Consider the following 13,456-nt stretch of genomic DNA (forward strand, 5'->3'; position numbering starts at 1 on the left):
GAGGTGTGCTTTGTTGGATAAAAAAAGAGAAATAAGAGAAAATTGGGGAACTAAGTCGATTATGGAATTGGCAGAAAGTCTTGATATAAGCTTGAAAGATTTATTAGAAATGGCACTTGAACTTGACCTTTATAAGGTGAGTACACCAAATATTGGACGAAGGTGGACGGCGATTGAGGATGAATTTCTAAAAGAGCATTCAGATCAGTTGTCTGTCCGAAGTGCAAGTAATCTATTGTATCGATCCCATTACGCAACATATCAACGAATTCGGATTTTAGGTTTAGAACAAATGATTAATAAAAAGTAAAGGACTGTCTTAATGGATAAGATCGAAACGTACAAGGATTCTTTAAAAGGTCTCACGTTCATTGATTTGTTTGCTGGTATTGGGGGCTTTCATACAGCGCTACAATCTTTTGGAGCGGAATGTGTGTTTTCATCAGAATGGGACAAGCATGCTCAAAAAACATATTTCGAGAATTATGGCATGATGCCAGCTGGAGATATTACTGCAATTGAAGCAGAAGATATTCCACCACATGATATTCTCTGTGCTGGCTTTCCTTGTCAGCCTTTTAGTATATCGGGTAAGCGAAAAGGCTTCGAAGACACAAGAGGGACGCTCTTTTTTGATGTGGCTCGCTTAGCGAAATACCACAAGCCGAAGCTGTTATTCATGGAGAATGTACGTAATTTTGCTACTCATGATAATGGAAATACATTACAAACGGTGAAGGATGCTTTAGATGAGATTGGGTATGATGTGTGGCATCAGGTATTAAATGCGAGTCATTATGGTTTGCCCCAAAACCGTGAACGTATTTATATTATTGCAATAAGAAAAGATTTTCATGTACCAACTTTCACTTTTCCAAAACCGACTTTTGAAAGGGTATATCTAAGAGATGTGACGCTTCCTGATGAAGAAACGGATAAGTATGTAATTAATCGAGAAGATATGACAATAGACGAATCGAAACTTCCAAGTGAATCACTATTTGAAGATTTTCCGCTTAAACCAATGCGGGTAGGTACTATTAATAAAGGTGGTCAAGGTGAACGCATCTATAGTGACTACGGACATGCGATCACTCTATCTGCACAAGGCGGCGGACCAGGTAGCAAAACAGGTTGCTATTATATTAACGGACGAGTAAGAAAATTAGCACCAAAGGAATGTGCAAGAATTCAAGGATTTCCTGAGTCATTCAAAATCCCTGTCACGGATGCTCAAGCATGGAAGCAATTCGGTAATAGTGTACCAATTAAGGTTCTCAAACATATTTTAGTGTCAATGATTAACACGCCAGAGTTAGCAGCGGAGCTAATAAGTCAAACTAATGCGACAGTAACAGAAGAGATTATAACTAGATAATAGTAAATGCTACTTAGTTACTTTTAAGGTAGCATTTTTTGTTGAAAGTAACGATCTCATTGAATCAAATACTATTTGCAAAAGAGTTCGTGAATTGGTTGAAAGGAATGAGTTTGTATGGTTAGCCTAACTGGAAAGCTAAACGATTGGGAAAAATTCGAATTGGAAACCATTCCGTTTTTAGAGAAGATCTATCACGATTTACCGGTTGCCTTTAAAAGAGAAGGTGGTCAAAATTCTACTAAAAGTGATATTTGTGTATTACACGATATGAATGAATTATTTTCATTAGAGGCGAAACTAACTCCGTCTCAGAGTGGTCAGTTTGTCTTGCTGGAAGAGCAGCAAAAGTATATTTTCTCTGCTGAAAATAAATTCCAAAACAATAAAATGACTCAATTGATTATTGACGAATTAAACGCCTTTAAAACAAAATACACTCCAAAAGGTCAAAAAGCAGTAATTGTGGACATCGATACCTACGTGCTTGCTAATTGGATAAAAGATCATTATAAAAATAAGGGTAGTCGTTTTATCATTACTTCGACAAAGATCAACGATTATAAAGCAATAATACCGATTAATGAAGTAGAACGCTTTTTTGAAATGACAGCAGTCATTAGAAGAAAGAAAAGCGGGACGAGTGATGTTGCACGATATAAAGTTAGTAGCTGTATAAGTGAATTAAGACAGCATTTAACAGCTTTTGGTTTGGAAATTATCGAAACTAAGCAAGACGGAAAAAAGACCTTAGTATTATTAAATAAAGATATTATACTAGAAAAAAATGAACGTTATTTTGGAGATGAATACTTTCTGTCGCCTAATGTAAAAGGAAATGGTTACTTTATAAAGTCACGTGCAAAGACAAATAATCTCAACGTGATATTTCAATTAAAATATATCGGTCCAGAAAAAAGCTTTGGATTTGAACATTTAGAAAGGTCAATTAGAAAATGTCTCTCGATTGAATAAGAACAGGAAAACAATTGCTGTTAATAGAAGTCATACGAAGACGTGATGTATGATTTAATCATTTATAAGTAACCTATATAATGGAGGTGCTTAGAATGAAGAGAAAAAACGAGCGTTCCTTTCTCACAATAACGACTCTAATTGCAATTGTCCTGCTACCTTTCGCTATATACAAACGTCCCTTTAAAGATTGGCTTATTGTGTTTCTTGTCGGTTGTACAGGTAATACACTTGCTGATCGATATTTGGTCTCTAAGGGCTATCTACACTATAAAGTAAGACCGTTTTCAAAGAAGTTTGCGATACATTTGCCTTTTGATTGTTTTCACTATCCGCTTTTTCTACTTTATTTTAATCAATGGACATTAAACAGTAAACCATTAGGGATGATCTCAAAGCTACTTGTGTTTATTATTCCTCAGGTTATTATTGAAACCATTGCAGAAAAGAAAACGGATATCATTACATGGAAAAAGGGTTGGAATTGGTATCATTCCTTTGCCGGATTGGCGATTAAATTTCTCCTATGCCGTTTTATGATTGCGGCTATCAGGATGTTGAATAAGAGAGAGAACTCGATTACTTAATAATGGAGTAAAATAAGTTTTAACGTTTAGTTTATCAGCATGCCGTTATGGGATGCTTTTTTTGTTGGTAACAAACGATATCTCAATCCATGGATTAACTTTCTTATAAAGGAAAACAATAAGGGCATACTCTACATTAGTACTCTTTATAGGAGGTTATATATCTTGAACACAGACAATAATGAATTGTCCATCTATGCGTTAGGTGGGATGAATGAAATTGGGAAGAATATGTATGCAATTGAATATGCAAATGACATTCTCCTAATTGATTGCGGGAATAAATTTCCTGATGAAAGTTTGTTAGGGATTGATTTAATTGTACCGGATGTCAGTTATCTAGTTGATAACAAAGAAAAGATTAGAGCATTAATTGTTACACATGGACATGAAGATCATATTGGGGGAATTCCATATCTATTAAAGAAACTAAATGTCCCGATATATGCAACTCGCTTTACACTAGGTTTAATCGAATTAAAATTAAAAGAGCATAAACTGTTAGCTGATACGGAGTTAACTGAAATCACCGCAGCCTCAATGCTAAACTTTAACAAAATTGAAGTGAGCTTTTTTAAAGTAACACATAGCATTCCAGACTGTCTTGGAATTGTCTTCAAAACACCAGAAGGGACAATTGTACATACTGGTGATTTCAAATTCGATTTAACGCCTGCGACAAAAGAGCATGCGGATCTTCATAGAATTGCTGAGATTGGAAAAGAAGGAGTATTACTACTGCTTTCTGAAAGTACAAATGCAGAACGTCCTGGTTCCACCCCGTCAGAGCAAATGGTGGGCAAACATGTAGAAGAGGCTTTTATTAGAGCTGAACGTAAAGTGATTCTTTCAACTTTTGCGTCGAATGTGAGTCGCCTCCAACAGGTTGTAGAGGCCGCACGCAAAACAGATAGAAAGTTGGCTTTGCTTGGTCGTAGCATGGTAAATGTTGTTGAAGTGGCAATGGAGCGAGGTTATCTAGAAATACCAGAGGGGATGTTGATTGATCAAAATCAAATTAACGAATTACCTCCTGAAAAAGTAGCTATTCTATGTACTGGAAGTCAAGGAGAGCCAGGAGCTGCACTATCAAGATTATCTACTGGGAATTTTAGAGGGGTAGAGATATTAGCCGAGGATACGGTGATTTTTGCTGCAGGTCCAATCCCAGGTAATGAACGAAATGTAACGAAAATTGTAGACAACTTGTATACAATTGGAGCAAAAGTTATTTATGGTTCTGGTAGTACGTCGGGTATGCATGTTTCGGGACATGGATATCAGGAGGACTTAAAATGGATGCTTACATTATTGAAACCGAAATACCTAATACCTGTACATGGTGAATATCGTATGCTACATCAGCATCGACTCTTAGCCGAAGCTGTAGGGGTAGAACCTGGAAATACATTTATTATGAATAATGGTGATGTCGTTGATATTAAAGAATCCGTTGCACGTCAGACAAGGACAATACCTGCAGGTAACACGTATGTAGATGGAGTGGGTGTAGGGGATGTTGGAGATATTGTTCTACGAGATCGTAAACAACTTTCAGAAGATGGCATGCTTGTTAGTGTTTTGACACTAAGTAAACTAGACGGCAAGCTTATATCGGGACCAGACACCATTTCTCGTGGATTTGTTTACAACCGAGACGCAGAGGAATTGCTAAAAGAAGTAGAACGATTAATTACGAAAACAGTCAATGAACTCCAGGCAGAAAATAAGCAACAATGGAATACGATCAAACAAGCGATCAGAAAAACAATTGGACAGTATTTATTTTCTCAAACTAGAAGAAGACCGATGATTATACCTATAATTATAGAAGTATAGCTCATGTTTAACATGCTTAAAAAAGCCAATGACAAAGTTGAAAGTGACTTTTCATAGGCTTTTTTTTATGGAAGAGGTATTTGTCGAAATGAAATAGAAGTATAATCATTAATAAAAAGGAAAAGATGGTGGGTAAATGAGCAACAACCGTTTTTCTATAGGAGAGCAAGTGATTGACTATACGTATATCGTAGGGCTGACTCTTATTCTCTCTTCAATCATTTATTTTTTTGCAGCGAATTGGAGCGGTCTGAGTCGCGATGCAAAGATCTTATTAGTTATTTTATGCATTTTAGTTTTTTATGGTTGTTCTTTTTTATTTCGGTGGATGTTAGGGACGAGACCATTTATCGGAAAACTATTTCTATTTAGTGGGGTTATTTCATTTGGTGTAGGCGTTGCACTGATAGGGCAAACGTATAACTCCCATGCAGATAGCTATTTATTGTTTTTAATTTGGTTGATTCCAGTAGTAATGCTTGCGTATATCACGAGGTTTCAAGCATTCTACGTATTATCCTATGTCCTTTTTCATCTTATGTCCTATTTCTATATGGTTCCATCTTCAGTATCAATGTACAGATCAGAGGGAGAAATGATTCTTCTGTTGGTTTGTCTAGCTATCATTAATATCATTCTCTTTGGCTTGTTGAGAACGAATCTGATTGAGTCCAAATTTCTAACTTATGCTACAGTCATCATATTTCATCTCATCTGGATCATACTAACTTTCAGATGGTCTTTTGAATCATACAATCTGCTGTTAAATGGTAGCTATATCCTACTATTAACCGTCATTTTATACCTCGAAGTCAAAGGAAAAGGAAGTCGGTCTTCCTTTATTATAACCGTTATTTCATTAGCGACTTTTATATCAATATGGCTAATAAGTTGGACGTTTGAGTATTTTACGGAGTTTATTTTATTTTTCATTGTTTTGTTTGTGATCGCTTTGATCATAGCAAACATCTATTTTATCAGGTGGTTAAGGTTGAAGCTGAGAATGAGTCCAACAGCGAGTAAGCCCTGGTGGCAAAAGCTTCTTGTTGGGACAGTAAGTGCGGTAAGTGCACTACTCGTAACCCTATCTTTTGTTGGTTTAACGATATTGTTTTTCGGTGAAATGATTTCCTCGTTTTATGTCATTATTGGGCTTCTTTTCATTGTCGTTTCTGTATTCCTAGGAAAACAAATGGATGATACGGTGAAATATACATTGATCCATGTCGGAATTCTTCTTGCTCTAGTCTTTTCGTGGGATATTCCGCTGATCCTAGCCGTTCTATTCTTGTGTCTTCTTCCTGTGATCTGGACAAAGACATCAAGTCGAGCGGTTCGTGTTTTTGTCTACTTATCCGGGACAGTTTTTCTTTTTATCACTCTATTAAAATTCGATCTTGAATCTGATTTGTTAGTCCTCATTTTTGTTATAGTGAATAGTCTTATCTTTATGTTAGGTGATAAGGTGACTGGAAAAGAGACTCGGTCGCTGCTTAAACATAATTCACTGTTTTATGGTTTGTTGTTTGGATTTATTCTCACGTTCTTCGAGCTAAATCAGTGGTTATACGTCACTTATAATTCATCTTTCTTTATCATTACTACATTTCTTGGTTATCGTTATATTAGAAAGGAATTACAGCTGCAATTTCGAATTGTTTCGTTCTTTTGGTTTGCTTTCCTATTTTATAAATATTACGATCTGGTCTGGAAGCTTGTTCACAAATCTATTGCTTTATCCCTTATCGGAATCGTCTTCTTACTAATCGCAATTTTACTTGATCGTAAAAGATTCTTTAACCAACAAAAGCAGAAATCAAATTGGGTAAAAAAAGATGTCGCTATAATGATTGTTATTGTTCTGCAAATTAGTTTCATAGGTTATCAGTATTTTAATAATGAACATGTTCTTTCGAATGGTGCTCTGATTAAATTAGAGCTTGAGCCAGTTGATCCTAGATCGCTTTTGCAAGGAGATTATGTTGTGTTGAACTATGAAATCTCTAATATTGAAAGCCTATCAGATCAATTAGAAGCTGGTGAGAAGATTCAGCTCGTTTTATCATTAAACGAAGAAAATGATGTTTATGAGTATGCAGGTATATATTATGTTAATGGTGAATCCAATAAGCCTTATCAACGTTTAGAAAATGATGTTGTCATTAATGGAGTAGCTGATGGTTCGAATGGGATTATTTATGGAATTGAAAATTACTTTATTGAGGAAGGAACAGGCCTCGAAATTGAGCAAGAAGCTAGTTATGCCTATGTAAGAGTAGCGACAAATGGTAACAGTTTAATAGTGGATATAGAGTAAGGGTATAACAAAATGAATAAATTGCCATTTTTAAGTCTTGTTCAATCCTTCTTATAGAGGGTGAACAGGGCTTTTTTGTATGCCATGTCGCTGAAGAGCTATTAAATGGTTTTCAACTGAAGGCTTTGGGGTAATAGTATAATAATCCTATTTTACTAACTGGTTTAATGGTATAATAGTTCTATAATATTATATATTTCACTGAACAGGCAAACTCATTGAAAGATGAGGACGCAAAGCTACAGACCTAAAGAGAAATCTATGGTGGCTGAGTTACCAAAGAAATAACTATGTTTTTGAAAAGGTTATTTCCATGGGGAATAACCTTATTTTGTTTTTAGAAAGGAGTGGTGATCAAAATGACATCTCCCAAAACTGCAATGGTGCTTGTTATTGGTATGACTGTTTTGTTTTATGGGTGGATCTGGTTCTTCTCGGCGAATGAACTGATGAATACCTTAGGAGCGATACTTTTTCCGATTGGTGGAGGAATTATCAGTTTTTTATGGTTGTTTCGATCATTTAGAACCATTCCTGGGAGGCGAAGGCACTTTTGGTTTTTCTTAAGTGTAGGTGTATTTTGTTACTTATCAGCGAATGGTATTTGGCTATTTACTTTTATTGTTCATGGGAATAACTCATATACTGATGCAACTAATTTACTTTGGATGTTAGCTTATTTTTTCTATTTATTTGCGTTGATTATTAAAACAAAGGAAATAGGAAAGCTATTTTCTCACAATCCATATTTGTTTAATATCATTGTGTTGATGATTGTTGCGACAGCTATTTGTTTTCATTTTTTGATTGAACCAACTATCGGACATTCGAGCAATTCTATTTGGAATAGTTTAATGAATATAGCATATCCAATTATTGATTTGAGTATATTGCTTGTCTTAACATATCTCTACTACTTATCAAAATATACGAACGAAAAAGCAATTATCTTATTTATTATATTTGGTTTTTTGATTCAAATTAGTGCAGATCTTACATACGTCTACCTTGAGCTTCATGGTTTGTATGTGCCAGGAAGTGCGGTTGATCCGTTATGGGTACTTGCCATTATGATTATTGGTTATGCGGGAGTACTTGCCCAAGGTCATGTAGTAGAGCATGTTCCAGGGAGTAAGGAAACGACTAATATAGGAGATACTGCTTTTTCCTATGTAAGTGTTTTGGTGCTCACTGTTTTGGTTATGAGTAGTTACCAATGGAATTTTAATACGTTAAGTATTGGTATTTGTATTATCTTTTTCATGATAATCGGCCGACAGTTTATGATTATTAGAAGAAATGACAGGTTAGTAGAACAATACAGGGAATTAGCATTTTGTGATTCACTGACTGGATTAAACAATCGGACAAGCTTTAAAGCTGATTTGGATAAAGCAATTTCACAATCGAGAAATAGAAATTCGATGGTGGCGGTGTTGTTGATTGATCTAGATCATTTCAAGAATGTAAATGACACCCTTGGTCATCCGGTCGGGGACTTGGTTTTAAAAGAAACGGCTACTCGGATCAAGAGAACACTCGATGAAAAGGAGAAATTATATAGATTAGGCGGAGATGAATTCATTGTGGTGCTTACTGAAACTTCATATGAGAGATGTGTTTTGGTCTCTGAAATGATGTTACGTGAATTCTCTATACCATTTTTAATCGCTAACCATGAGATAACGATCACTCCTAGTATAGGAATTAGCTCGTTTCCCGATAATGGTCATAATGGAGAAACATTGTTTAAAGCAGCAGATGCTGCAATGTATCTTGCTAAGGAAAGTGGCAGAAATAAATTTAGATTTTACGATTCGCAGTTAAATGAGATTATGATTCGAAAAGTTAAAATTGAAAATGAACTGAGGAAAGCGATTGACCGAAATGAACTCAAACTTTTTTATCAGCCGAAAATAAACCTATATACAAGAGAAATTTCTGGAATGGAAGCTTTGTTACGCTGGGATCATCATGAACTTTGTGCGATCCCGCCACTAGAGTTTGTTCCAATAGCTGAGGAAACTGGACAGATTGTAGCAATAGGGGAATGGGTATTAAGGGAGGCTTGTAAACAAAGTAAGGCTTGGCACGAAGAAGGATTTACGAATTTAGCACTATCGGTAAATGTGTCTGTACGACAATTTCAACACAGTGATTTCGTTCAGACGGTTCAAGATATTATAATGGAAACAGAAATCGATCCACGATTGTTAGAGCTAGAAATCACTGAAAGTATTATGCAAAATGTGGATGAATCAATAGACGTATTAAACCGACTTAGAAAATTAAATATTAAGACCGCGATCGATGATTTTGGAACAGGTTATTCGTCTTTGCACATTCTCAAAAACTTGCCGATTGACACGATTAAAATTGATAAATCATTCATTCATGATATCAAAGCTGGTACACAACAGTCGTTGGTAAAGTCGATAATTGATATGGGAAAGAATTTAAAGCTTACTGTCGTCGCGGAAGGAGTAGAGCATGAGCACCAAGCGGAGTTACTTGCGAACTATCAATGTGAATTTGGACAAGGCTACCTCTTTTTAAAACCAGTAAACGCTTACGATTTTGAGAGGTTTCTAGTTAGAAATGATAAGGATAATGTATCTAAATTCAATATGGTTTAGTTTTTCAGATAGTGATGATGAAATTTATAGGAATTCAATGTTGATCTAGTTAACTTACTATATCAACATTTTTTTTATTGAAATTGGAATAGATCGATAATATTCTAGTGTTATTTATATGGTAGTTTATTTGAAAAGTATGGTATCTTTAGATTAATAGGAAATTTCTTCTTATTATTTTGATGATTGTGTGATAATGAACAAGGAGAACTTATAATGACAGAAAAACCAATGTATATTGCAGAATCAAAATGGTTATGTGAATTCCGTTATAAGATGGATCCAGATATAATTCCCTCCTCTAAAATAAGACATGACGAAGCTCAGTTTGCCAATAGAAAACGAGAATATAGTGAAGTTTTATTGGTTTCAAGGGATTTCATGAGAAAATTATTACAATTTATGGAGGGTACCCCGACCTTAGTATTAATTTCTGATAATGAGGGTTGTATTCTTGAAATGTATGGAGATCAAATGATACAAGAGAGTGTCCAGGCATTAGGAATAAATGAAGGTGTACTATTTATAGAAGAGGAGATTGGAACAAATTCGATCTCTTTTGCTTTGAGAACTAAGGAACCTGTTAAACTTATTGGTTCTGATCACTATCATACATATCTGCATACTTCCGCTTGCATGACTGTTCCCTTCTTTCTTGACAATGTTGACGAAGTTTCAGGGACGATTTCTATCATGACAACAATCGAGTATGCCAGTTCATTTCACTTGGGTTTGCTTTCTTCTGTAGTAGACTCAATTGAACGAGAATTAAAAATTCTGAGGCAGAATAGGCGTTTAAATCTTTTGCATCAAGTCATGGCCGATTCGACCCAAAACGGGATTGTGATCACGAATACGGATGGGATAATAACTGACTTTAATCGTGCTGGAGAAAGAATAACTGGAATTAATCGAAAAACAATTGTGGGTGATTCCATAGAAAAAATCCGACCAATCTATTCTTATATGAAGCAAGTGTTGGATAATGGAAAGAAATTTCAAAATGTAGAAGTGACGTTTCATTCGATTGACAAAGGGATAAGCCAAATATGCTTATTAGATGCAATGCCAATTAGTGACGAAAGCCAGAATGTAATAGGGGCTTATGGTCAGTTTAAAGATATAACCGATCGTATTGAACTAGAAAAACAAGTACTGGCCGCTGAAAAATTATCTGCAGTCGGCAAGCTTGGTGCAGGTCTAGCACATGAAATTAGGAACCCGCTTACATCTGTAATTGGATTTTTTCAGTTGTTACAGACTGAGCAAGATCAAGAAAAGACAAATAAGCATCATCGAGTTATTATGAATGAACTAGAACGAATTAAGCAATTGCTTAATCAATTTGTTTCAATGGCAAAGCCAAGTGAACAAAACAAAAGAGAATGTGATTTAGAGGAGCTTGTCAGTGAGATAATCTATTTAATGAAGAATCAAGCATCAGCACAAGGTATAAGGATTGATTTTGAATCTAGACTTAAAAAGAATACCGTGGTCACTATCGATGAGTCACAAATTAAGCAAATCTTAATTAACCTCCTTCAAAATGCAATGGAGGCAATAGGAAACGATGGCGAAATTAGAGTCACACTTTCAGAAGAGCTACGTTTAAACAATTCTTTTGTTCAGCTCCAAGTTGATGATAGTGGGGAGGGTTTAACCGAACAAGAGGTATCGAGTATATTTGCCCCATTCTATTCATCAAAAAAAGATGGACTAGGACTGGGATTATCAATTTGCAAGCAACTAATTGAATTACATCAAGGAAGTATAACTGTAGCCTCAGTTAAAGGGGAAGGTACTTCATTTACACTATTACTACCAAGATTTTCTGAAAGAAACAAAGGGTTGTCTCTAGGTGAATAAGCCTGAGATAACCCTTTGTGAATTATATTAGGGAAGTATGGACCGAATTTTTTGGTGAACTGATACTATAGAAGAAAACGTCTCTCTAACCGACGTTAATAAACTAATTCGGGAGGTAATGTATGAGTTTATATGATAGATTGGTTCAAGCTTACGACAAACAATTGAGTCATTCAGGTGTGGATGGAGTAAGGGTAGCCCGACGTTTAAGTGAGCTTTCAAAAATAGGAATTACTGACGAAAATGGTGTGAATCGAGTTGGGTTTTCTGTTGAAGAACAAAAGGCGAAGTCATTAGTAAGTCGGTGGATGATGGAAGCAGGACTACATGTAACTGAAGATGGAGCTGGAAATGTATTTGGGAAATTGGTAGGTGATGATGAAAGATTAGCTGCTGTTCTTTCTGGATCACATGTTGATAGTGTGCCAAATGGCGGTCATTTTGACGGTCCTCTAGGAGTTATTTCAGCATTAGAAGTAGTTGAAGCATGGAAGGCTAATGGGTTTCAGCCTAAACGATCTTATGAAGTAGTTATTTTTTCTGATGAAGAAGGAGCGAGGTTTAACGGGGGATTAACGGGCAGCCGAGCAATGATGGGTGAAATTGACCCAGAGAAACAAAGACTACTAAAAGATAAGGATGGTCTATCCTTCAATGAAGTGATTAACAAAGTTGGTTTAAAAGAAGAGGACTTTTTTCAAGCTAAGCGAACCATAGAAGAAATACATGCTTTTATCGAAGTCCATATTGAACAGGGGAAAACCTTAGAAAAAATGGATCAATCTGTGGGCATCGTTAATGGCATTGCTGGACCTTGTTGGTTAGAAATAATCTATAAGGGGGTTGCTGGTCACGCTGGCAATACACCTATGAACGACAGAAAAGATGCCTTAGTAGCTGCTTCAGAATTTATCGCCTCTGTTCCACATTTAACAATAGTGAACGAAACATGTGTGGCAACTGTCGGAAAAATAGAAGTTTCTCCGAATGGAGTAAATGTAATACCTGGTGAAGTTACATTATATGTAGATATTCGGGACATATATGAAGAATCACGAGATCATTTAGTTGAATTGGTAATTGATTGTGCTAGAAAAATTGCAATAGCTCATGAACTAGTGGTTACAATAGAAGAAAAGTTAAGGATTAAACCAGTTCCTATTAATACTGACATAATCAACAAAGCTGGAAAAAGTTTAGCTGATTTGAACTTAAGACCGTTACAATTGCCAAGTGGAGCAGGTCATGATGCAATGATCGTTGGTAAAGAGTTACCTGTTGGAATGCTGTTTGTTAGAAGTAAGGACGGTATTAGTCATAATCCTAAAGAATGGTCCAATCTTAATGATTGTATTGAAGGTATTCATGCATTGAAAGGATTAATTGAACAGTTAGTGAATGAATAATAGTCGGGAGAGTTGGTCTCTGATCAACTCTTTATCATTTTGTATCTTTACTTTATTCAAATGTTGTAGTGCTTAGTAAAGGCTCAACTGTTTAAATTTTTTAAATTAGATGTTGAATTACTAATTCACACATGATATATTATTTCTTGTCGCTAAAAACAAGTGAACAAAAAAGTTTTGAAAAATATCTTGCAACCAATAAAACATTATGTTAAGATAGTGTTCTGCCGGTGAGGAAGACACGGCAAACGAGTTCTTTGAAAACTGAACAAAAGCCAAGCGGAAAATAAGAGATAACATGTTTTATCTCGTCAATTTAGACTTTTTAAAAGTCAGCAACAAGTATTGAGCTATTTAAACTCAACAATTTTATGGAGAGTTTGATCCTGGCTCAGGACGAACGCTGGCGGCGTGCCTAATACATGCAAGTCGAGCGGACTAATGGGAGCTTG

At 35.6% G+C, this 13,456-nt stretch carries 9 protein-coding genes, 1 rRNA gene and 1 riboswitch; all 10 genes read left to right on the forward strand.

What is annotated here, in order from left to right; all coding sequences use genetic code 11:
• Positions 1-13: 13 nt before the first annotated feature.
• Positions 14-310 (forward strand): hypothetical protein, encoded by a 297-nt coding sequence (locus J7W16_RS20990; protein ID WP_210599418.1) that lies wholly within the window; start codon positions 14-16, stop codon positions 308-310.
• A gap of 12 nt (positions 311-322) precedes the next feature.
• Positions 323-1,378, forward strand: coding sequence for a DNA cytosine methyltransferase (locus J7W16_RS20995; RefSeq protein ID WP_210599419.1), 1,056 nt, complete (start codon positions 323-325; stop codon positions 1,376-1,378).
• Positions 1,379-1,495: 117 nt separating this feature from the next.
• A complete protein-coding gene (locus J7W16_RS21000) occupies positions 1,496-2,353 on the forward strand; it encodes a PDDEXK family nuclease (RefSeq protein ID WP_210599420.1) in 858 nt (285 codons plus the stop codon).
• Between the two features lie 95 nt (positions 2,354-2,448).
• A complete protein-coding gene (locus tag J7W16_RS21005) occupies positions 2,449-2,940 on the forward strand; it encodes a CBO0543 family protein (RefSeq protein ID WP_210599421.1) in 492 nt (163 codons plus the stop codon).
• Positions 2,941-3,105: 165 nt separating this feature from the next.
• Complete coding sequence (locus J7W16_RS21010) at positions 3,106-4,779, forward strand: ribonuclease J (protein ID WP_210599422.1); 1,674 nt, start codon at positions 3,106-3,108, stop codon at positions 4,777-4,779.
• Positions 4,780-4,915: 136 nt separating this feature from the next.
• A complete protein-coding gene (locus J7W16_RS21015; protein ID WP_210599423.1) occupies positions 4,916-7,096 on the forward strand; it encodes a GDYXXLXY domain-containing protein in 2,181 nt (726 codons plus the stop codon).
• Between the two features lie 198 nt (positions 7,097-7,294).
• Positions 7,295-7,377: riboswitch (cyclic di-GMP riboswitch) on the forward strand.
• A 78-nt stretch (positions 7,378-7,455) separates the two neighbouring features.
• On the forward strand, positions 7,456-9,732 hold the full coding sequence (locus J7W16_RS21020) for a putative bifunctional diguanylate cyclase/phosphodiesterase (RefSeq protein WP_210599424.1): 2,277 nt from the start codon (positions 7,456-7,458) through the stop codon (positions 9,730-9,732).
• A gap of 216 nt (positions 9,733-9,948) precedes the next feature.
• The gene (locus J7W16_RS21025; protein ID WP_210599425.1) at positions 9,949-11,598 is read left to right on the forward strand and encodes an ATP-binding protein; all 1,650 of its coding nucleotides are present in this window, start codon (positions 9,949-9,951) and stop codon (positions 11,596-11,598) included.
• Positions 11,599-11,720: 122 nt separating this feature from the next.
• Positions 11,721-13,004 carry a Zn-dependent hydrolase gene (locus tag J7W16_RS21030; protein WP_210599426.1) on the forward strand — a complete coding sequence of 428 codons (1,284 nt, stop codon included), beginning with the start codon at positions 11,721-11,723 and terminating at the stop codon, positions 13,002-13,004.
• A 368-nt stretch (positions 13,005-13,372) separates the two neighbouring features.
• Positions 13,373-13,456 (forward strand): 16S ribosomal RNA (locus J7W16_RS21035); the annotation flags it as partial.

The sequence above is a fragment of the Halalkalibacter suaedae genome (genome assembly GCF_017939705.1).
In the GTDB taxonomy this organism is placed as follows: Bacteria; Bacillota; Bacilli; order Bacillales; family Bacillaceae_D; genus Halalkalibacter; species Halalkalibacter suaedae.